This is a genomic window from Bremerella sp. P1, assembly GCF_028748185.1.
Taxonomy (GTDB): domain Bacteria; phylum Planctomycetota; class Planctomycetia; order Pirellulales; family Pirellulaceae; genus Bremerella.
Map to the genome: position 1 here is coordinate 6,143,983 of NZ_CP118164.1, position 22,192 is coordinate 6,166,174.

Consider the following 22,192-nt stretch of genomic DNA (forward strand, 5'->3'; position numbering starts at 1 on the left):
GCGAAAGTCCAAAGGCTATCACGCATCTGCAGACTAACCTGTTGTGAAAGGGTTGGCGAAGATCAGGATCAGTGCGATGACAAGACAGAAAATGGCAGTTGATTCCACCATCGCCAAGCTGACGAAAAGCGTGCGGGTGATCGAAGCCGATTCGTCGGGCTGGCGGGCCAAAGCATCCATGGCAGCCGCAGCGATTTTGCTTTCTCCAATCGCAGCTCCGACAGCACCGAATGCCATCGTGACGGCCGCAGCAATAATCGAAACCATTTGAATTACGGTTAGGTCAGTCATGCGTTCTCCTCGGGGCCGATCGCGGCTCCTATGAATAGCGTAGAGAGTATTGCGAAGATATATGCTTGCAGCATCCCGATCAGCAAATCGAGAGCCATAAATGGCATGGGAACCAAGACGCCTGCCAGGGCTACCAATAGGCCGACGACAAGGTGTCCTGACATCACGTTGCCGAATAGTCGCATCGCCAAGGCGACGGTACGAGATATCTCGGAAACCAGATGCAACGGAAAGAGAAGGGGGTTGGGCGAGAAGTAGTGCTTGAGATATCCGCCCAGTCCACGTGCTCGAATGCCCGCAAGGGGAACCGTTAGGAAGACCACAATTGCCAGAGCGGAGGTTGTTGCCAAACTGGCCGTCGCCGGATGAACTCCTGGAAACTGTCCCGATATATTACATCCGGCAATGAATAGGAACAGGCTGCCCGCCAAGCCCGCGACGGCTGGATTGGTCTTGCCGAGAATATCTTGAACCGACTGGTCAATCCGTCGGACGACGATACACGCAAGTGCCGCCAAGAAAGAATCAGGGCGGTGAGTAACGGACCATCGCATCCAGAGAGCTAGCAGAAGCAATACGACAGACACTGTCAGCGAACTGAGCATCGTCTCGGTGATTGGAATTGGGCCGATTTCAAATAATCGCGGATCGCCGAAGACACGAACGTTCATGGGGCAATCTCCTTATGGAGGGGCCTCAAGTGAGATCGCATCACGATGGCAATTACAAAGAAAAAGCCAAGGGCCCAGCCAAAAGCCGTCGGAACGATTCCCCCAAGGATCGCAGAGGCGACGAAACCCATTCCTACGGCGAACAAACGAAAGAGTCCCAAGAGGGCTGCGTAGGGTCCGGCAAGGGAGGTGCCCTTCTTAAGGCCCAGGCCGTGCATTGCTCCAAGTACAACTCCGCACAATAACCATCCACCGAAAATCCACGTCACTAGAGTTTTCCTTTCAAAGCTTGCCATGCCGCAATGCAACCCAGAAGCGTACCAAGCGTTAGCAACATCAAGGTAAAGTGAACGCCGGTGTCAAAACGGACGTCCAGGTAGTGCCCTGCCATTGCCCCGCCTACGGATGCCAGGGCAATAGGCCAACCGACCATTCCCAGCACAGCCAGGGAATGCCAGAACGACTGGGCTCCATGTTCTCTGCGACCACGACGTGAAATGTCTCGTTGTACTGCTGCCCGCAACTTTCGGCGGCGTCGATCTGGAAATGAATCGTTCATGTGCCCTTTTCGCCTGGTTGTAACCGCTGGCTACCACCTTCTTGCAATTCGCGAAGAATGCTGTGTTCGAGCCGACCAAGGGTCTCTCTCGCCTCAAGTTCAACACTGGGTTTGGCGAGTGCTGCTTCTAACTCGTTTGCCACGGTAGGCATATCCGTGCCACAGACTGCAAGCGGAGTGAGAATGCTCGCTTGCCGACCGTCGCAGCGTAGCAGTCCACCAGCGGTCCCTGCAAAGGTCGTTTCTCCGGCTGAAGACACCAATACAAGCCCCGGTTCAACGGCCAGAACAATCGGCTCCATTCTAGGTCGAATACCGACTTGCCCCGTTTCTACAGCGACACGTAACGAATCGACACGACCTTCGTAAATAATTTCGCGAGGTGTGCGGATGATCAGTTTCAAACGAAGCTCGTTCATGGAATCGCTTCCTCCAGGGCACCGATCATGAATAAAGCATCTTCTCGCAGATGATCGCACTTGCCATCCAGAATGGCCGCGACGCCCTCGACGGTTTCTTCCGGCGTGACGCGACGGCCAGGTGTACCTGTGAATAATTCGGCCACGAAAAAGGGTTGGGTCAGAAAGTTCCGCAATCGACGAGCACGGTTGACCAAAAGCCTGTCCTCGGGGGAGAGTTCTTCCATGCCGAGCATGGCAATCAAGTCGCGAAGTTCTTCGAAACGCCCCAGGACGCGCAGCGCTTCTTGAGCTGTCTCGTAGTGACGCAACCCGACCAAGGCCGGATCGAGGGCTTTTGAGGTGGACCGAAGTGGATCGACCGCAGGGAAGAGGCCTTCCGTGGCGACATCGCGTGAAAGTACCAGGGCACTGTCGATGTGCCAAAATGTGTGGGTTACGGCGGGATCGGAGTAGTCGTCAGCCGGAACGTAAACTGCCTGAACCGAAACCATGCCGGCGCTACGCGTGGCGGTGATTCTTTCCTCTAGCGAGGCAATATCTGCGGCGAGTGTCGGCTGATATCCAACACGTGAGGGCAGCCGCCCCAAGAGTCCCGAGACTTCCATTCCAGCTTGGACGTGACGATAGACGTTATCCACGACGAACATGACATCCTTCTGGCGGGCATCGCGGAAGTATTCGGCAATCGAAAGGGCCGCTTGGCCGACCAGGAACCGCGCACCAGGTGGTTCCTTCATTTGTCCAAAGACCATCACGGTACGATCCATGAATCCACGACTGGCCAATTCCTGCCAGAGTTCAAACCCTTCACGCGAACGCTCGCCAATTCCCGCAAAGACGGCGACTCCACGGTATCCTTCTACGGCATTGTGGATGAACTCTGTCAGTACGATCGTCTTTCCAACCCCAGCGCCCCCGAAAACGGCCACGCGCGATCCAGACGTAAAAGGGCAGAACAGGTCGATCACTTTGATGCCTGTGGCATAGATTTCATTGCCAGTCCGCCGTTCGGAGGAAGGCGGTGGAGGTCGATGAAGCGGCCAGCGTGTCTCCGTTTCAATTGGTGCTCCTCCGTCCAAAGGAGTTCCTTTTAAATCCACCACGCGTCCCAGGAGTTTGTCTCCGACGACCACGTCGATAGGACGACCATGGCTTGTCACCTGCCAGCCGCGACAGAGGCCACGTGTCGAGTCGATGGCAATTGCCCGCACTGATCCTTCGCCGAGATGGGAATGCACATAGGCAGTGATTACGTCATCCTGGGGAACTCGGCAATACAGCCCGGTTCCAATTGCTGGGCTTTTTCCATCGAACTGCACATCCAGAACCGTTCCTCGGACGGCAGTAATGACACCGTGCGTTGTTGCGTTTTCAGGATGTGAGCTCATGTGCTTATTGTAGGCTGATATCACTCTGCCATGAAATCAAAGAATGATCATTTCACGTTTAGCGGACTTCACGATCTTCTGCGGCCTGACCAATATTAAGGCTATCTAGCGTCCGTTGTTTTCCGGTTCCTTTGGCTGAAGCGATTGGAGAAACGCGAGCAAGTCGGCAATTTGATGCGGAGAGAGCGTCTTCTGGATATCATTTGGCATGATAGAAGTATCACTGGCCCGGATTGCTTCAATGGATGCGTTGGGGAGTTGGACAGACTTTTCCTGGTCGAGCCCCAGTCGTAGGTGATCTGTCGCTTCTCCCAGGATAATACCGCTAAAAGTTTTGCCATTGGATGTCGCGATCACGTAGGGCGCGAAACCGCGTGCAAAGGTCGCACTGGGGAAGAGAATGGATTCCAGTAGGTCGCGGCGAGAACGGCTACGTCCGATGGTCGTCAAATCGGGGCCAACCAAGCCTCCCTTTTCCGCAACACGATGACACTTACTGCAGGTTGCTTGAATCGAGAAAAACACCTCGCGTCCGCGGTCCGGATCGCCGTCTTTAAGTTCAGATTCCATCTTGAGGAGCATCTCTTGTTGCGCTTGGGTAAGAGGCTCACCCAATGACGGTGCGGGAATATCTAGCCATTGATTATCTGGTCGCTTAGCGGCAATCCGCTGCAACTCAGCCAAGGCTAGTGAGGCTCCGTCACGTACGGCCGAATCTCGGGCGAGGACTGCTTGGCGGAGAATGTCTCGTCGATCAGCACCTATAAGTGCGAGCATCGATGCGTGTTTTAGCGGCGGATCACTCTGAACACGTGGTAGCATCTCAAGGAGTTTGCTGGTGAAATGATCGTCGTTGACTTTCCAATGGCTCAGTGTCGCGATCGCATTCCGTTGCTCGGCTGGAGAACCCGCGAAAGCCATCCGTGATAGCCTAGGTACTAGTTGTGTGCGAGCCTCTCCTGCGGGAATATCGAGTAGAGCCCGAGCGACAGTCTGACGAAGCAATGGGTTGTCGGAATCAAGCAACTTCCCCAATTCGGCAAGTGACTCGCTAGTGTTCTTACGCCGAAGCTGCCAGATAAGCTCGAGTGTTGCCGCCTCTTGCAGCTTGGTATCGTTGTCGTCATCCTGGGAAGCCTGGGATCGTCGAATGCGATAGATGCCGCCTTGAATGTGTGATTTGGCAACGCCTGATTGAGGACAGCCGATTCGGAACCAACCCCCGGTATCGATCACCAAGAGTGAACCATCAGGTGCTTGAAGCACATCTGTCGGATGAAAGTCTTTATCGTTTGAGACGAAGAAGTCGTTTACTTGCTCTACCTGATAAGTGGACGCATACGGCTTCAGGCGAACCTGAACGACACGGTTAGTATTGAACTGTGTGATGAAGAGCGTTCCCGTGTTATCCGATCCCCACTCGTCGCCGTCATACCGACAAAGCCCCGAGACCGCCACGTGCCCAAAGTTTTGGAGTTCCGGCAGAAGGGGACCTGTACGTACGAATTCCTGACCGAGACTTTCGGCAAAGTCTTCGCGTGGGTACACTCCGCCATATTGCCAATGGACGAGGCAATCACCGCGTGGCCGCGCATACATCAGGTTAACCGTACCCAGCATGTCTCCTTCTGGCGTAAATACAATCTCGACCGGATTGTCCATTCCGCCGGTTGCGAACGTTTGCACATCGCTTCCATCGGGTCGGCACGAAAATATGCGGGCAGCCTTCCCCTTGCTGATGATCTCTCCCTCAGCATCACGAATCTCGTGTCCGTGACGTCCTTCGCACCAATAGATTCTTCCTTCAGGACCGAGAAAGGGACCATGCACGTCCGCCGCGTTGCCCGTATAGCCGAAGTCTCCCACTAGCTTCTGACGAAGATCGGCTACGCCGTCATCATCGGTGTCGGTCAGCTTCCAGATCGCTCCACTCGAGGCAACGTACAACGACCCGTCCAGCCAGAGGCAGCCTTGAGGGAAAGTCATGCGATCGGCGAAGGTAGTTGCGTGGTCGAAGACGCCGTCTCGGTCCGTATCTTCTATTCTCCGAATGAAATTCGGAAGCTGCTTTTCCAACTCAGATCGGGGAAGATTCTCACCGGCACTGGCTGCTACGTATAACCTCCCTTGATCGTCAAAGCATGCCATCATAGGGTGGCTCACCAACGACGGAGCTGCTGCCAACTCGACCGTATATCCTTCTGGGACCTGAATAGACCCCGACGAAACTTCCGCGCCCCGGGCGAGCGTTGAAGAAAGGATGACGGCAAGGGTAAGTAAGGGACGTATGGTCATGCGGGAGACTCCGTCGGCGGTGTGCTAGACTCTGTTTCCTTTGACAGCCTGACGAAGCAGGTTGTGGGTTATTTGCTGTACACGAGCATCCGGCCCGTGCGGTCGGCTCCAGTGCGACCACGGTAGTACGTGACCCGGTGGACTACTGAGTCCTTGGGCCCAGAAGATGGTTGCTGCGTTGAAGACATAATTGCCTTTCGGTCCGGGATATATGGTTGCGGTCCACTGCTGAGGATTCACACCACCCTGCCAGGCCGTTCCATCGGCGACCACTTCCAGGCCGTCAATCTCGGGAGGATTGCCGTGGTATTCCCAGCCGACCAAACCGGGAATCGAATCTCCTCGCTTTACATCGGTACCAGCAAAGATCCAATGGTCGGGCTGAGTGATTGTCCAATCGCCTCCACCGTTCACGGGCCGAACATTCCGGGCACCCATTAACAGACCTTCGTCCGGCCCGCGATGGGGAAACGGGCCATGGTCATGTTCGCGGGTCACTGCGTGCGACTCGTTCCCTCCGTAGGGGCCTCCACGAAAGATGATTCGATTTGCTATACCATCGCTGTTTTCGCGGAAAGGCGTCACCCAGCAGACGCTATTGCCGGAAAGGAATAACAGATTCACTCCTTCGTCCCGCATCTTCTCCACTGAACGGAATTGGCGGATGTCCCAATATTCGTCGTGCCCGACGCTGATAAACGCCTTGCACTTCAGACCCCGTTCTGGGGAGAGCATATCGCTGTTGGAACAGTAAGTGACGTCGTAGCCGTGCTCTTCAAGCCAATATGAGAGTGGAAACTCGAAGGGAAGAAATTCGCCGGAGCCAACTGTCCGCGGGTCATTGACCACGCCATTATGCTGCGCTTCCCGGGCATAGGGACGATCAAAGCTGACATCCGCCCATGGTCCCTGAACACCACGGGGGTGGGTATAGATGGAATAGTTGTTCGGCCAGCGATTGTAGGCTTGCCACGTATTGTCGCTTACCTGAAAGAGAATGTCGGCCGGACGATCGTCCCGAACGATGAAGATGATATGACTTTGCCAGTAGGGTTCACCGGGCTTGGGGATCGTGGTGAGCCTCCCGACGTAGACACCACTTAACCAGTCTGGAGGAATCTCGAGTGTTAGCGAGGGCTTCCAGCGGCATTCGTGAAGGTTCTTCTCTCCCGGGCTTGGTGTGGGCTGCGTGACTGCGTCGAAAGGACCGTATGTTTTCACCAATCGGGCACCCTTGCCACCGTAGTACCCCATTCGGAATAGTTCAAGTGTGAATGATCGTGTAGGATTGCATGAGACCATCACGTCGAGCGATTCGCCAGCGGCCACGCTTTGTTGGGAGCAGTACCCTTCAATCCAAGGTGACCGGAATCCATCTCCATCGACACGCACACGTGTAAGCTGCCAATCGTCGGCACCTTCTAGGGCGTTTTCCTGCTGAACCAATCCGGCAGAGGATGAACTAACCTGGGCATAGGCTGTTTGGGCAAGTAATGGTGCGGATCCCAGCATCGTTGAGGCAACCGTGCCTTTTAAGAACGCGCGTCGGGGCACCCTGGTAGGATCGTCACTCATTAGAGTTTCCAGTTGCTAGGTGAAGCAGGAGTTCTCAGCGGAAATCGATTGTGCATTCGCTTTAACTTACGCAAGGGGCATTCTGGGAAAGTTCGCGGTGTGCGGAAAGTGTGATGACGGCCTGGAATCTGGTCCGGTTTTAGTTGTCGAAGGAGAGCTAGAGGAAAGGTAGGGAGCGATTCTAGGCGGTGATGTGATAACAGGTGATATCTGGAAAGTATACTAATTGTTGTGCTTGAGCAAAATTCGAAAATGCTCAACTTGATGAATGGGCAAAACTCATCCAGCGAATCGTACAACTTGAGCGAGTGACAGCAGCATTGAGAAGCTAGGTCGTATCGCACCAACACCTGACGAGGAAGCTTGCGGAAATTCCGTAGGGCAGCACCGGAGCACTGTTTTAAGCGTTGTATTCTGATGTGAATGATGTCAGGGCCTTCAGATAGTTTGCCCGCTCGTACGCTGAAGGATTCTCGCAATTGTGACGGCTCATGCATCCTCGCATTTGCGTGAGCGACTCGTATTCATGTTCCACCATCCAGGCCTCAATTTCTTCCAAACAGTCGTGGATGACATGTGATCCATTTATGAGAAGAGATGAAACCATCATGGCAACGTCAGCACCTGCTAGAAGTGTCTTGATCACATCGGTCGCTGAATGAACTCCGCTTGTCGCAGCTAGCGACGCGGAGAGATGTTCTCGCAGTATCGCGATCCAACGCAATGGTAAGCGTAGCTCGGATGGGACGCTCAATTCGAGGTGGGGTTGCACTTGAAACTGATCAATATCAATTTCCGGTTCCAGGTATCGATTGAAGAGAACGAACCCATTAGCCCCAGCTTCCGCCAATCGCATAGCAAAGTTGGGTAATGCCGTAATGTAGGGCCCCATTTTGACCGCGATTGGGATTGAGACGACGTTGCGTACCTCCTCAACCAGGTCCAAGTAGCGTTGTTCCACCTCAGCAGAGGTGATCTGAGGATCTGTCGGTACGAAGTAGATGTTCATTTCCAAGGCATCGGCACCTGCGTCGACCAGCATCTTGGAGTAGCGTCCCCAGCCGTGAGGCGAACATCCATTGAGACTGGCAATCACCGGAACATTTACAGCGGCCTTGGCCGACTGGAGTAGCTTGACGTATTGGCGGGTTCCCAGGTTGTAGTGGCTTATGGTGGGGAGAAAACCGCTCGCTTCTGCTGATGCTTCTGCCTGGTAATCGCTCAACCGATACAATTCCATTTCATCGTGTTCGATCTGCTCTTCAAACAAAGATGGCAACACGATTGCCGCTGCGCCTGCGTCAGCCAGGGCTTTGATTTGCTCCACGTTTCCCGTCAAGGGACAAGCTCCGGCCACGATAGGTCCTGACAGTTCAAGTCCGAGGTAGCTGGTTGTCAATTCAACACTCATGATTCATCCTCCGAGTCAGCCATTTCTCGTTCGATATGTCCCATCTGTTCGTAGTAATGCCATTGATCGTCGATATCTTGCTGAGCCAATTGGATAAGATGCTTGGCATGCTCCTGAGAGGTTTGATTCAGCATGGCAAAACGGCCTTCTTGGGCGGCAAACTCTTTCAATGGGATCGATGGCTTTCGACTATCAAGCTTAAAGGGATGCCCGTCGCCGTGAGCCTGGCGAGGATCGTAGTGGTAAAGTGGCCAGAAGCCTGAATTGACCGCAGCCTTCTGATGCGACATTCCTGTTCTCATGTCGATGCCATGGGCGATACACTGCGAGTAGGCCAGGATCAGCGAGGGGCCTTGATAGGAATCTGCATCGATCAAGGTGCGAATCGTCTGTGCAGGATTGGCTCCGATCGCTATTTGAGCGACAAACACGCTTCCATAGGAAACCGCCAGCATCCCAAGATCCTTCTTCCGGTTGGGTTTTCCTTGGGCAGCAAACTTGGCCATGGCAGCTCTCGGTGTTGCTTTGGATGCCTGTCCGCCGGTGTTCGAGTAAACGCCGGTGTCCAAGACTAATACGTTGACATTCGCCCCCGAAGCAAGGACATGATCGAGGCCACCAAATCCGATGTCATAGGCCCAGCCATCACCCCCAACGATCCACACGCTCTTGCTGATTAATGAATCCAGCAGGTCGAGTAGATTAGCAGAGGCGGAGGAAGCCATGCGTTGGAGACTCAGGCGAAGCTTTCCGATCCGCTCTCGTTGTGCGTGAATTGCTTCGTCGTCCGTCTGAGCGGCTTGGATGACTTCTTGAACCAGGTTCTGTTCCAGCTCCTTCTCGATTTGCTGGAGCAGGCCAACTGCCGTGTTTCGCTTTTGATCCAATGCGAGACGCATTCCCAGTCCAAACTCGGCATTATCCTCAAACAGAGAGTTGGACCAGGCGGGACCTCGTCCGGAACACTCATGCGCCCATGGCGTCGTTGGAAGATTGCCACCGTAGATGGAAGAACACCCGGTCGCGTTAGCAACTAACAAGCGGTCGCCAAATAGCTGGGTCAACAGCTTCAAGTAGGGTGTTTCACCGCATCCAGCACACGCCCCCGAAAACTCAAACAACGGCAGGATGACCTGGGAACCTTTTACGGTGGCCAGTTTCACGTCCCGTCGATCCATTTCGGGTAAGCGTTTATAGAATTCAAAATTCGTTCTTTCGCCGTCGAGGTGTTCTTCCTTTGGACACATATTGATTGCCTTATGTCGTACCGCTTCCTTGCTACGAGCAGGACACACGTCAACGCAGACGCCGCAACCGGTACAGCCATCAGGAGCGACTTGGATGACCATTGCTTCGGCACTGGTATCCTTGCTCGGCCATAACTTGCTGCGGAAAGTAAGCGGAGCTTCTTCTTCGATGTAGTCGGCGTCAAACACTTTCATCCGAATTGCCGCATGTGGACATACCAAAGCACACAGTCCACATTCGATACAGATATCGGGATCCCAAATTGGAATCTCTCTAGCGATACTGCGAGTTTCAAAACGAGACGTGCCGGTCGGGAAGGTGCCATCCACTGGCATTGCGCTGACAGGAAGGAGATCACCTTTCCCAGAGATGATCATGGAGGTAACACGCTGAACGAAATCGGTTGCGTCGATTGTCACTGGTGGCCGGCGATGAACGTCACCTATCTTCTCTGTCGGAATGGGGATGTCATGCAAGCCGCCAAGTGCGGCATCCACAGCAGCGTAGTTTCTCTCCACGACAGATTCGCCTAGCTTTGCGTAAGTACCAGAGATGGCATGCTTGATCTGGTCAATAGCTTCAGCGGTAGGCATCAAGTCCGTTAACGCGAAGAAGCAGGTTTGCATCACCGTGTTGATACGTCCACCAAGTCCGGCTTCGCGCGCTACGCGGTAACCGTCAATCGCGTACAGCTTAAGATTCTTATCAATGATTTGGCTCTGAACTTCCGACGGCAAATGTTCCCAGACGCGTTCTGGAGCGTGGGGAGTACACAAAAGGAACGTGCCTCTGTCGGCGATGCGTTCTAAGACATCCATGCGGTGTAGCAGTTCTTCCTGGTGACAAGCGACGAACTGAGCCTTTTGGATCAAATAGCTCGAAGCAATGGGGCGAGGGCTAAAACGCACGTGAGAAACGGTCGTCGAACCAGACTTTTTCGAGTCGTAGACGAAATAGCCTTGGCCATAGAGCGAGGTCGATTCGCCGACGATCTTGACGGTATTTTTATTCGCCCCTACCGTTCCATCGCTTCCAAGCCCGTAGAAAATGGCTCGAAAGATGTCGTCAGTTTCGTCGCCGAGTTCGGGATCCCACTTTAAGCTTAGGTGCGTGACATCGTCGTGAATGCCGATGGTGAACTTGCGTTTGGGCTCTTGTCGATCCAACTCGTCGAAGATGGCTTTTGCCATCGCTGGAGTAAACTCTTTAGAGGACAAGCCATACCGCCCCCCAATCACTACCGGCAAAGCGGAACTGTGCCATGCCTCACAGAGGCTGGTAACGACGTCTTGATAGAGCGGTTCGCCTGCTGATCCCGGCTCTTTGGTCCGGTCGAGCACAGCGATCCGCCGCGTCGTCATCGGAAGTGCCTTTACGAACGACTCGGCATCCCATGGGCGAAACAGTCGGACTTTTAGGACTCCATTCTTACTGCCGGTAGCTACTTCGTCGGCGACGACTTCTTCGACGGCTCCGCACCCTGATCCCATTAGGACGATAACCGAGTGTGCATCCTTTGCGCCGACATATTCGAACGGCTGGTATCTGCGACCGGTGTAAGTGGCAAATTCATCCATGGTTTGTTGGACGATGGATGGGGTTGCCGTGTAGAACGGATTGATTGCCTCGCGTGCCTGAAAGAAGACATCGGGATTTTGGGCTGTCCCACGTAGAACAGGTCTTTCAGGGTCAAGCGACCGACGGCGATGTTCCGCAACTAGTCGGTCGTCGATCATTTCTCGAATCGTTTCCGTTGGGATGGACTCGATCTTGTTGATCTCATGAGATGTCCGGAAACCATCAAAGAAATGGACAAAGGGAATGCGACTCTTTAGGGTGGCTGCCTGGGCAATAAGCGCGAAGTCGTGAACCTCCTGGACAGAGCTGGCACATAGCATTGCCCATCCTGTCCCGCGGACTGCCATCACATCGCTGTGGTCGCCGAAGATGGAGAGTGCATGGGTTGCAACGGTGCGAGAAGCTACGTGAAACACCGCCGGTGTTAATTCCCCCGCGATCTTGTACATGTTCGGGATCATCAACAACAAGCCCTGCGACGCGGTAAACGTCGTTGCCAGGGCTCCAGCCTGTAGGGCGCCGTGGACACTTCCTGCCGCTCCTCCTTCACTCTGCATTTCGATGACACGCGGAATAGCATCAAAAATGTTCTTCCGCTGACTCCCCGTCCAGGCATCAGCCAATTCTCCCATGGGCGACGCGGGTGTAATCGGATAGATGGCGACTACTTCGTTCGTAAGATAGGCAACCTCAGCCGCTGCATGATTACCATCCCACGTAACGTACTTGGTCAGACGTTTATTCTCGGTAATCATGGCTGAGCCTTTCTTAGGACTTGAATGAATCAAAACTAAGACGAAATGCCCTCCGGACGTAACTTGGAGGTGGACTGTTAAACGTTTGCGAGATCCTTTTCGAGTTTCAAAATGTCGAGCGTTGTCTTAAGAACTGCATCGGGATTGAGGGATATGCTATCGATCCCCTGTTCGACTAGAAATTGGGCGAATTCAGGATAGTCACTGGGAGCCTGGCCACAGATGCCGATCTTTCGTCCGGCTTGTTTTGCGGCCTGAATCGCACTAGCGATTGCACGAGTGACTGCCGCATTGCGTTCGTCAAATACGTGAGCGACGATCTCGGATTCGCGGTCGACACCCAGGGTGAGCTGCGTCAGGTCATTTGACCCGATAGAGAATCCATCGAAAATCTCAGCAAATTCTGCTGCGCACCAGACGTTACTGGGCAGTTCGCACATGACGTAGACTTCCAGTCCATTCTCACCACGCGTGAGCCCATACTGCTTCATCACCTCGAACACATTTCGCCCCTCTTTAACGGTGCGACAGAAGGGAATCATCAATTTGACGTTCGTGAACCCCATCTCTTCGCGGACCTTACGCATCGCGATGCATTCCAGGCCAAACGCTTCTCGGTAACGTGGGTCGTAATAGCGAGATGCCCCGCGGAATCCGATCATGGGGTTTTCCTCATGTGGTTCGAAAGGCGCACCTCCGAGCAGATTGGCATATTCGTTTGTTTTGAAATCACTCATCCGGACGATCACATCGTTCGGGTAAAATGCGGCGGCGATTTGTCCCACACCCGCAGCCAGCGTATCTACGAAGAACTGTGGCTTGTCCTCGTAGCCGGCGGTGAACTTAGCGATCTGTTGTTTGGCCTCCGGATCTTCGAGCTCATCGAACTGAAGCAAGGCCTGTGGATGGATCTGAATCGAGTTATTGATGATGAACTCCATGCGAGCCAATCCAACACCGTCGTTAGGGATCTGAGCCAACCGAAACGCTTCGTCGGGATTAGCGACGTTCATCATGATATGGGTCCTGGGACGAGCCAAATCGCCAAGATCAACGCGTTGCACTTCAAAGTCGAGCTGGCCGTCGTATACGTACCCGGCATCTCCTTCGGCACAACTAACCGTTACCGACTTGCCGTTGGTAAGGATCTCGGTTGCATCGGCGGCCCCTACGATGGCCGGCAAGCCGAGTTCCCGGCTCACGATCGCTGCGTGGCAGGTTCGACCCCCGCGATTAGTGACGATAGCCGCTGCCTTTTTCATGATGGGTTCCCAATCGGGATCTGTCTTGTCGGTCACCAAGACTTCACCCTCTTGGAATAGTTCCAGCTGCTGGGCATCCTTGATGACGCGGACAGGACCTGCGGCGATTCGCTCGCCGACACTTCGTCCTGTAACCAGTCGCTTTCCCTTTTCTTTCAGGCGGAAGGTCTCTAGGATCTTCCCAGTTCGCTGAGATTGGACGGTTTCAGGGCGAGCCTGCACGATGAACAACTCGCCAGTGATTCCATCTTTGGCCCATTCCATATCCATAGGCGTTGGGCGGCCGCGCTTCTTGCTGTAGTGATCTTCGATGACAGCCGCCCAACGAGCCAATTGCAGAATCTCGTCCTCGTTGAGAGCAAATCGTGCTCGGTCGTCTGGAGGAACGGGAATATTTCGGGTCATACGACTTCCACCGATGTCGTAGACGAGTTTGAACTCTTTGGTCCCCAGGTGTTTTTTGAGGATTGGTCGAAAGCCTCGTTTAAGTGTCGGCTTGAAGACATAGTATTCATCCGGACTGATCGACCCCTGAACTACGTTTTCTCCCAAACCGTAGGCGGCGTTGATCAGAACGGCATCCTTAAATCCTGTCTCGGTATCAATGGAAAACATGACACCTGAGGTCGCGAGATCAGATCGGACCATTTGTTGTACGCCGATGGAAAGCGCGATCTTAGTATGATCAAATCCCTTATCAGCCCGATACGAAATGGCCCGGTCGGTAAACAGGGAGGCAAAGCAGCGTCGGCATGAGTCGAGAAGTTGTCCATGCCCGCGCACGTTTAAATAGGTTTCTTGCTGACCGGCAAAGCTGGCGTCAGGTAAATCCTCGGCGGTAGCACTCGAGCGTACGGCTACATCCGGTGCGTGCGATCGACACAGATTGTCATAGGCATCACAAATCTCCTTTTCCAATCTTTCAGGGAAAGAAGCGGACTGAATCGCGTGACGAATGCGACTTCCGCAATCGCGTAGGTTCTCGATATCGCTCGTGTCGAGATCACGCAGAACCTCTTTAAGCTTCCGATCGAGACCCGCCGCGTGAAGGAAAAGACGATAGGCGTCCGCGGTGATTGCGAATCCGTTAGGGACCGCAATACCTTCCGATTGAAGTTCCCCGTACATTTCCCCAAGTGAGGCATTCTTGCCGCCAACGATCGGAATGTCGTCGATGCCTATCTCGTTAAACCACAGGGTGAACTCAGTTTTGGTGGAAATGGACATGATGGGAGCTCGACTTATTCAAGGTGTTTACCAGTACTTTTCAATATGAATATTGCCCGGCAGCCGTGGCTGATCGAGCCGGAATCCTTGTTGCTCAAGGATCTCTACCATTCCGACAGGTTTGGGATAAATGCGTGGGACCTGCTGAAGCGACTTGGGTACTCCAATCATGGCAGGGTTGCCACATAGGTAGACATGACTTGTCTCAGGAGTCGGTTGCGACTGCTGGGTAACAATCGATTCCCAATTTCGAAACACATCTTGGACGTAACTCTTCCCGATGTAGTCGGAACGATGGGGAGAGATATTCTCCGGTTCGCGTGTTGTTAAGGGAACGTAGCGATAGTTGGGGAACCGCCGCTCCAATTCCTGATGCTGCTGTAAGTAGCCTAGATCTTTTCGTTGGCGTACACAGACCAAACTAGTGATTGGGCCTTGGTGCCCTTGCGATAGGAGTTCGGCAATCATCACGTTATGAGGAGCCTCGCCAGTTCCCGTCGCAACGAAAACCAAGTGGTCTTCTGTGCCGTGGGGACGCAATGTGTAGTTGCCGCGAGGGTGTTTGCCTATCCACAGACGATCTCCAACTTTCAAGTGAAACAATCGTGGCGTCAGCGAAGGTGGATGTGGCCGGGAATGAGATACGAGCGTAATGTAAAACTCTAAGTAAGGGAGGTCACTTGCTCGAACGAGTTGCCCCGCCTTGTTGAGGACGGGGCAGCTGATCGAATAAGCTCGCTGGATCATATGTCCGCGCTCTTCGGGCTCGGCGTTCTCGAGGCTATCGCCGGTTTCCCAGGTTCCCAGTCCCAAACCAATATATTGCCCTGGCAAGAAAGAAAGTGGGGCTGCGTCTGGCACGATTCGCAAGACTCTCAGGCTCTCGTGAAGGGGAACGATCTCAGTAACGTGGGCGTTATAGAGACTCTCCCGAACCATATCAGTCTTTTCGTTCGATTTCATAGGCGTTGTCATGGCAGCGTCCTACTATCAGCTCGGTTGAGAGAAAGTCTGTTAGAAAGACGAAGCAAAGCGAGGGCCATTTCGGCGCGATTTCTGCATTGGTTTCTATCGCCCGGAAAAGACCGGCAAAAAGTCACTAAATACAGCTCCTGGAAACTGCAAAAGGTCGACTTTGCACGGTGTCGAAACCGCACAGGTGTGCTATATCGCTCACCGGTTACTTTCCTCCAATGTCGGAGAGCGTGATTTTCCTTGACGCAAGGAATCGCACTGCTTTAAGGTCGATGTAGCTAGCTGAATCGCGATCTAGTGGAATTATGAGTGCTCGTATGCAAATTCTTTCCGTCGGTAGTTCTCACAGTGATGACCAGGTCGGTTGGCTAGTTGCCGATTTGTTGCGCGAGAGGGGCTTCGAGCAGATTCATATCGTTCACAACGTTGACGAGTTATTGTGGTACCTAACGCCCGATTCCCCTTCGATCATTGTGGATGCATGCCAAAGCGGTTCACCGGTGGGAACGCAGTTCCGTTTTGAATGGCCAGATCCCGCTATCGATTTACAAATTGGCAGAACGTCGCATGGAATCAATATTCCTTACGCTTTGCGACTCGCGGAAGTGTTAGGGAAACTGCCTAGAGAGGTCATCGTATTTGCGATCGAGATCCGATCCTCGTATTCCACGGAACCTATGGCGGTGGAAGTGATCACCGCCGCTCACGGGCTGGCAGATCGCATCGAATTGGAAATAGCTGCGCAGGGAGGAAGCAATCGATGCATGAACGATCTTTAGTGAATGCTTTGCTGAGCCAGATAAGCGGAATTGCAAGTTCTTATCCAACGTCGCGTGTGTCGGGCATTCGCATCAGTATTGGCCGGTTTTCAGGTGTCGAGCCGGACCTTTTTCGAATGGCGCTAGAGGAGATGCTGCCTGAGTCCCCTTATCGAGGTGCTGAGATCGACATGAAGGTAGTCGAAATTGAAGCTCTGTGCTCCCAATGCGAACATCAATTTCCGGTAACGGCGTTTTGCTTCACTTGCCCACTTTGCGGCTGTCAGCGCACGAGTATTGTCCAGGGCGAAGAACTTGTGCTGGATAGCCTCGTGCTTCAGGAGGAATCGTCATGTCCAACGTCGAACTAAGAGAAGCGATTCGAGGTGTCGATTGTTTTCAAGGAATTCATGAGGATGACTTGGAGCAAGTCGCTAAGATGGGACACGCAATGGATGTTGCGGCAAACGAAACTGTGTTTCGAGAAGGGGATCCGGCAGTCAGTTCCTATGTGGTTGTCTCGGGAACCCTTTCGCTGGAAGTCTGTGCTCCGGGAGTCGGCTGCCGACGCATCTCGACTATCCGCGACCAGGAGTTCCTAGGGTGGTCGCCGGTACTGGATAATTTCCACCTGACCGTTACCGCACGTACAGTGACCGCTACCCAATTGATTGAGTTTCCCAAGGACGAGTTGCTCGCGCTGTGCGATCGCAGCCCGCATTTTGGCTATGTGTTTATGCGTGGTGTTGCCCAAACTCTCGCGAGACGTCTCAGTGCAGCGCGAATGCAGTTGCTGGACTTGTTCGGGGACGAAGCCGAAACGAACACAGCCGACGGATAATGTGATTCATGGACCCCATGCAGCAGGACAACTCGTTGCCTACGCAGCCCGGCATGCTCGTGCGAATCGCTAAGGAGCAACTCGAGGCGATTATCCATGCGTTTCGTGTTCGAGGTTACCGAGCGATTCTCCCAAAAGTCGCAGGTGGAGCGGTAATCTACGAAGACGCTGAGGATATCACCCAATTGCCAATCGGTGTGCTAGACGAGCAAGAGGGAGGTACGTATCGCCTAAAGCGCAGTTCTCGGGACGGGTACTTCGACTATGTAGTTGGTCCTCATTCGGTAAAGCGATATCTGTTTCCCCCGACGGAAACGGTGCTACGTTCAGATCGTGTCGGGGGAACTTGGCGGTTTGAAGCTCCCGAACCAGAAAGCGAGCCCACCGTGATTGTGGGGGTTCGATCTTGTGACCTACACGCTATCGCGATTCAGGACCAAGTGTTCCTCGAAGGCCCCTACGTCGATCAGGGCTACAAAGCTCGCCGTGAAAACCTAGCCTTGGTGGCGGTCAACTGTCGCCGGGCAGCCGCTACCTGCTTTTGTCACTCAATGGGATCCGGTCCGGCCGTGACGAGGGGCTTCGATCTGGCGTTGACGGAAATGGACGAGTCTTTTGTTGTAGAAATCGGCACAGACCTGGGTAGCGAAATCATGGCTGCGTGTCAGTGGTCAGGCTTGACGGAGAGTGAAGCGAAAGCTGTTCGGGAAATTCCTGCCCAGTTACGTAAGAAGATGGAAGAAGGCGGGCGAGGCTATGGAGACGAAGAAGATCCGCACGTTGGCAGTCCCGACCGCAAACTCGATACGGAAGGGATTCGCGATCTACTGGTCAATAATTTAGAGCATCGCGAGTGGGAGAGTGTCGCTCAGCGATGTCTTTCTTGCGCGAATTGTACACTCGTTTGCCCGACCTGTTTTTGTTCATCAATTGAAGACGTAACGGATCTGACCGGCGAACATGTTGAGCGAGAGCGTACGTGGGGATCCTGCTTCACAGCCGAACATTCCTACATGAACTCCGGATCTGTAAGAAACTCAATCCGCTCGAGATATCGACAGTGGTTGGTACACAAGCTGGCTACATGGATCGATCAATTCGATACCTCTGGCTGCGTCGGGTGTGGTCGCTGTATTACGTGGTGCCCTGTCGGAATTGATCTCACTGAGGAAGTCGCCGCGATTCGGGGGGATCAGTGATGAGCACCGAACCTCAGCCGCTACGAGTTGCGAATTGCTGGCAGCCACAATCGATGTGCATTCAGGAGATCGTTGCCGAAATCCCGAATGTCTGGACACTTCATTTGACATCGAAAGGGAGAGATACGCGTTTGTTCCAGCCAGGACAGTTCAACATGCTATACGTTCCTGGTTTTGGCGAAGCGGCTATTTCAATCAGCTCAGGCACGGATGAATTTCCTCGCCTCGGGCACACGTTTCGGGTTGTCGGTGATGTGACCGGTGCCCTCTCAACTCTTAAGGAAGGTGACCAGATCGGCGTTCGTGGCCCTTTTGGAAATCCTTGGCCGTTAGAAGAGTTACAGGGCAAGCATGTCATTATGGTGGCCGGAGGAATCGGCTTGGCGCCACTAAGACCATTGATCGTGCATTTGCTTGAGCATCGTTCCGACTACAAATCATTGAAATTGATTTATGGTGCTAAATTGCCGAATGAGCTGCTCTTTCGGAGAGAGTTCGCCAAGTGGAAGGAAGGAGGTCTAGACCTGGAGGAGACTGTCGACCGAGGAACACTGCAGTGGTCAGGACACATCGGCGTAGTTACCGAAGTCATGCGGCCATTTAGCGGTGATCTTGAACAAACCAGGCTCTTGGCATGTGGACCGGAAATCATGATGCGGTTCGTCGCACGCGAGGCGATGTCGATGAGGATTTCTCCTGCTCATATCTTTCTGTCCCTAGAACGCAACATGAAATGCGCGATGGGGATGTGTGGGGTCTGTCAGTTCGGCCCTGAGTTTGTATGCAAAGACGGGCCAGTGTTCTCCTACGAACGAATCAACTTGTTCTTGCGTTTGGAGGATCTGTGATGACCGACAAGAAGAAGCTGGCGGTATTCAAGTTTGCCTCCTGTGATGGATGTCAGTTGACACTTCTGGACTGCGAAGACGAATTGCTGGCGGTCGCCGAAGCGATCGAGATTGCCCATTTTCTGGAAGCAAGATCACGAAGTTTGGAGGGACCTTACGATATCGGACTGGTCGAAGGGTCCATCACGACACCAGAGGATGTTCAGCGAATTCAAGAGGTCCGCAAAGCATGCAAATTCCTGGTTACTATCGGAGCGTGCGCCACGGCCGGTGGTATCCAGGCTCTCCGAAATTGGGCCGACGTGGATGAGTACGTCCAACACGTCTACGCTCACCCAGAGTATATTTCCACACTAAAGACGAGCACGCCCATATCGGATCACGTCGCGGTCGACTTCGAACTGCGAGGCTGTCCAATCAGTAAATATCAGTTGGTCGAATTACTGTCGGCTCTCGTTCGGGGTAAGAAACCGCAGACACCCACTCACAGTGTGTGTGTCGAGTGTAAGAAACGGGGGACGGTGTGCGTTGCCGTGGCGCAAGGGATTGCCTGCCTGGGGCCACTCACGCAGGCAGGCTGCGGAGATACTCATGAAAACCGTGGTGCGATTTGTCCGGCCTGTAATCGTGAATGCTTTGGCTGTTTCGGTCCACAAGACCAAGTCAACGGAAGTAGTCTCACAGACGCGTATCAGCAGGCGGGGAATGCGCGACTACCCTTGGTTCAATTGACACGGAACTTCAATGGCTACGCTCCCGGATTCCGGGAGACAAGTGAGTCCTTGGAAAAGCAGGATGACTCTACATGAGCACCGAAGAAGAGCCGCATCCGAACGACCGCCGAACGATTGAAGTGAAGGCCATCTCACGTGTAGAAGGAGAAGGACGCCTTCACCTGCGTGTTCAAGGCGATGTTGTGGAACATGTGGAGCTGAATATATACGAGCCTCCAAGATTCTTCGAAAGCTTCTTGCGAGGCCGCCAGGTGCACGAAGTGCCTGATATCACCGCACGTATCTGTGGCATATGCCCGGTTGCTTACCAGATGAGTTCCTGCCATGCGCTGGAAAAGGCGTTGGGGATTTCCATCTCGCCGGAGATACGCCTATTGAGGCGGCTTTTGTACTGTGGGGAATGGATTGAAAGTCACGTTCTTCATATGTTCCTTCTACATGCACCTGACTTCTTGGGATACGAGAGTGGTATCTCGATGGCGGTGGACCACAAAGAGCAGGTTGAACGTGGATTAGAGCTGAAGAAAATTGGTAATCAGCTGCTTGAGACGCTTGGTGGCCGAGCGATTCACCCTGTCAATGTTACCGTGGGTGGATTCTACCGTGCGCCGAGTGTGCGAGAATTGAAGCTGCTACTTCCTCGACTGGAATGGGGATTAAAGACCGCTCTGGAAACCGTGGAATGGGTCAGCAAGTTTGACTTTCCGGACTTTGATTTGGACTACGACCTGGTCTCGTTGCATCATGAGGAAGAGTATCCTTTGAATGAGGGTCAGGTTGCTTCCTCGTCGGGCCTAAAGATTCCAGTGGAGGAGTATGAGACTTACTTTTATGAGCGGCACATAGAACATAGCACGGCGCTTTATAGCGTGAAGGGACCGGATGATCGCTTCTATCTAACAGGTCCGCTGGCGCGACTGAATAATTGCATAGAGATGCTTTCACCTATTTGCCGGAAAGCATTCGACCAAACCGGCTTGATTTTGCCACTGAGGAATAATTTTCAGAGTATCGTGGCCAGGTCGCTGGAAGTTGCCTATGCCTTCGATGAGGCGATCCGAATTGTGAAGGCTTATCAGGCCGAGGTGAGTCCTTCGCGTACTCCTTTTCAGCTTCGGCCTGGAGAAGGTTGCCATGCCACAGAAGCCCCACGTGGGTTGCTCTATCATCGTTACCGCATCGGCGAAGACCATCTGATCGCCGAAGCGAAAATTGTCCCACCAACTTCCCAGAACCAAGGACAGATCGAAACGGACCTACGCGAGTTTCTTCCGCGGATCGTTGACCTGAAAGATGCAGAGATTGCCCAGCGATCTGAACATCTAATCCGCAATTATGATCCCTGTATCAGCTGCGCAACCCACTTTTTGCAGCTTAGCATCGACCGCAAGACGGATTCCCAACCCCATATTGGATAAGGATGAACACCATGTCGACCGAGACGATTTCCGTAAAGCAGGACATTCGGACACTTCGCCAAGCGGCGGCAGCAGCGTTTAAGAAACGGATGCAGGAGCAAGGGACGTGTGTCATCCGCCTTCTATCATCGCCCGGTTCGGGGAAAACAACACTTCTGGAGGAAACCGCAAAGCGTTTACGAGAACATCACAGCGTGGGAATCCTAGTGGGGGATATCGCCACGAATCGTGATGCGGAGCGACTGGCACCTTTGGTGACGACGGCACAAATCACTACCGGTGGCGCCTGTCATTTGGAGTTGCCGCTCGTAGAAAAGATCTTGCCGCAATTGGGTAATCAATCCTTTGAGTTCCTATTCGTCGAAGATGTTGGAAATCTGGTGTGTCCTGCTTCGCACGATCTGGGAGAACATCTTCGGGTGCTTGTGTTGAGCACGACCGAAGGAGACGACAAGCCCGGCAAATACCCAAAGGCATTCCGCACCAGTCAGGCCGTTGTGATTAACAAGACTGACTTGCTTCCTTACGTTCCTTTCTCCGTCGATCGAGCAATGGCCGATGCTCGGGATGTCAGAGGCGATTTAGAGTTCTTTCCGATGTCGGCACTATCGGGAGAAGGGATCGAAGCGTGGTGTGAATATCTAATTGCCCTCCGCGACAAGACGATGGCGGAGGCGACCGGTCCTGTTTCGGACATGGACTAATGTCAAATGCCTAATGCCACCAATCAGACAGAG

The 22,192-nt window shown here is 53.4% G+C and carries 19 protein-coding genes; 8 read left to right on the forward strand and 11 right to left on the reverse strand.

What is annotated here, in order from left to right; translation table 11 throughout:
- Positions 1 to 33: 33 nt before the first annotated feature.
- The 11 genes from PSR63_RS24905 to PSR63_RS24955 form a co-directional block, all read right to left on the reverse strand.
- Positions 34 to 291 (reverse strand): F0F1 ATP synthase subunit C, encoded by a 258-nt coding sequence (locus PSR63_RS24905; protein WP_274328599.1) that lies wholly within the window; start codon positions 289 to 291, stop codon positions 34 to 36.
- On the reverse strand, positions 288 to 962 hold the full coding sequence (gene atpB, locus PSR63_RS24910; protein WP_274328601.1) for a F0F1 ATP synthase subunit A: 675 nt from the start codon (positions 960 to 962) through the stop codon (positions 288 to 290). Before atpB ends, PSR63_RS24905 begins: the two co-directional genes overlap by 4 nt.
- A 268-nt stretch (positions 963 to 1,230) precedes the next feature.
- Positions 1,231 to 1,521, reverse strand: coding sequence for an AtpZ/AtpI family protein (locus tag PSR63_RS24915; protein ID WP_274328603.1), 291 nt, complete (start codon positions 1,519 to 1,521; stop codon positions 1,231 to 1,233).
- Entirely contained in the window at positions 1,518 to 1,940 is a 423-nt protein-coding gene (locus PSR63_RS24920) for a hypothetical protein (RefSeq protein WP_274328605.1), read from the reverse strand. The genes PSR63_RS24915 and PSR63_RS24920 overlap by 4 nt, the downstream gene beginning before the upstream one ends.
- Positions 1,937 to 3,331, reverse strand: a complete 1,395-nt coding sequence (gene atpD / locus PSR63_RS24925; protein WP_274328607.1) for a F0F1 ATP synthase subunit beta — start codon at positions 3,329 to 3,331, stop codon at positions 1,937 to 1,939. Before atpD ends, PSR63_RS24920 begins: the two co-directional genes overlap by 4 nt.
- 105 nt (positions 3,332 to 3,436) lie before the next feature.
- Complete coding sequence (locus tag PSR63_RS24930) at positions 3,437 to 5,626, reverse strand: PVC-type heme-binding CxxCH protein (RefSeq protein ID WP_274328609.1); 2,190 nt, start codon at positions 5,624 to 5,626, stop codon at positions 3,437 to 3,439.
- Between the two features lie 24 nt (positions 5,627 to 5,650).
- Entirely contained in the window at positions 5,651 to 7,201 is a 1,551-nt protein-coding gene (locus tag PSR63_RS24935; RefSeq protein WP_274328610.1) for a N,N-dimethylformamidase beta subunit family domain-containing protein, read from the reverse strand.
- Positions 7,202 to 7,601: 400 nt separating this feature from the next.
- On the reverse strand, positions 7,602 to 8,612 hold the full coding sequence (locus tag PSR63_RS24940) for a dihydroorotate dehydrogenase-like protein (RefSeq protein ID WP_274328611.1): 1,011 nt from the start codon (positions 8,610 to 8,612) through the stop codon (positions 7,602 to 7,604).
- A complete protein-coding gene (nifJ, locus tag PSR63_RS24945; RefSeq protein WP_274328612.1) occupies positions 8,609 to 12,193 on the reverse strand; it encodes a pyruvate:ferredoxin (flavodoxin) oxidoreductase in 3,585 nt (1,194 codons plus the stop codon). The genes PSR63_RS24940 and nifJ overlap by 4 nt, the downstream gene beginning before the upstream one ends.
- Before the next feature lie 77 nt (positions 12,194 to 12,270).
- Positions 12,271 to 14,682, reverse strand: coding sequence for a phosphoenolpyruvate synthase (gene ppsA / locus PSR63_RS24950; protein WP_274328613.1), 2,412 nt, complete (start codon positions 14,680 to 14,682; stop codon positions 12,271 to 12,273).
- A 27-nt stretch (positions 14,683 to 14,709) separates the two neighbouring features.
- Positions 14,710 to 15,657, reverse strand: coding sequence for a ferredoxin--NADP reductase (locus PSR63_RS24955; RefSeq protein ID WP_274328614.1), 948 nt, complete (start codon positions 15,655 to 15,657; stop codon positions 14,710 to 14,712).
- Between the two features lie 317 nt (positions 15,658 to 15,974).
- On the opposite strand from PSR63_RS24955, the gene PSR63_RS24960 reads away from it, so the two are divergent.
- The 8 genes from PSR63_RS24960 (at position 15,975) to hypB (ending at position 22,159) form a co-directional block, all read left to right on the forward strand.
- Positions 15,975 to 16,436 carry a hydrogenase maturation protease gene (locus tag PSR63_RS24960; RefSeq protein ID WP_274328616.1) on the forward strand — a complete coding sequence of 154 codons (462 nt, stop codon included), beginning with the start codon at positions 15,975 to 15,977 and terminating at the stop codon, positions 16,434 to 16,436.
- Entirely contained in the window at positions 16,418 to 16,786 is a 369-nt protein-coding gene (locus PSR63_RS28305; RefSeq protein ID WP_443111067.1) for a hydrogenase maturation nickel metallochaperone HypA/HybF, read from the forward strand. The genes PSR63_RS24960 and PSR63_RS28305 overlap by 19 nt, the downstream gene beginning before the upstream one ends.
- Positions 16,768 to 17,256 carry a Crp/Fnr family transcriptional regulator gene (locus PSR63_RS24965; RefSeq protein ID WP_274328618.1) on the forward strand — a complete coding sequence of 163 codons (489 nt, stop codon included), beginning with the start codon at positions 16,768 to 16,770 and terminating at the stop codon, positions 17,254 to 17,256. Before PSR63_RS28305 ends, PSR63_RS24965 begins: the two co-directional genes overlap by 19 nt.
- Positions 17,257 to 17,264: 8 nt before the next feature.
- Positions 17,265 to 18,455 carry a 4Fe-4S dicluster domain-containing protein gene (locus PSR63_RS24970; protein ID WP_274328620.1) on the forward strand — a complete coding sequence of 397 codons (1,191 nt, stop codon included), beginning with the start codon at positions 17,265 to 17,267 and terminating at the stop codon, positions 18,453 to 18,455.
- 155 nt (positions 18,456 to 18,610) lie between these two features.
- Entirely contained in the window at positions 18,611 to 19,303 is a 693-nt protein-coding gene (locus PSR63_RS24975; protein WP_274328622.1) for an FAD/NAD(P)-binding protein, read from the forward strand.
- On the forward strand, positions 19,303 to 20,112 hold the full coding sequence (locus tag PSR63_RS24980; RefSeq protein ID WP_274328624.1) for an oxidoreductase: 810 nt from the start codon (positions 19,303 to 19,305) through the stop codon (positions 20,110 to 20,112). The genes PSR63_RS24975 and PSR63_RS24980 overlap by 1 nt, the downstream gene beginning before the upstream one ends.
- Positions 20,109 to 21,455 (forward strand): Ni/Fe hydrogenase subunit alpha, encoded by a 1,347-nt coding sequence (locus PSR63_RS24985; protein ID WP_274328626.1) that lies wholly within the window; start codon positions 20,109 to 20,111, stop codon positions 21,453 to 21,455. Before PSR63_RS24980 ends, PSR63_RS24985 begins: the two co-directional genes overlap by 4 nt.
- Positions 21,456 to 21,466: 11 nt before the next feature.
- Positions 21,467 to 22,159 (forward strand): hydrogenase nickel incorporation protein HypB, encoded by a 693-nt coding sequence (gene hypB / locus PSR63_RS24990; RefSeq protein ID WP_274328628.1) that lies wholly within the window; start codon positions 21,467 to 21,469, stop codon positions 22,157 to 22,159.
- The last annotated feature ends 33 nt before the right edge of the window (positions 22,160 to 22,192 follow it).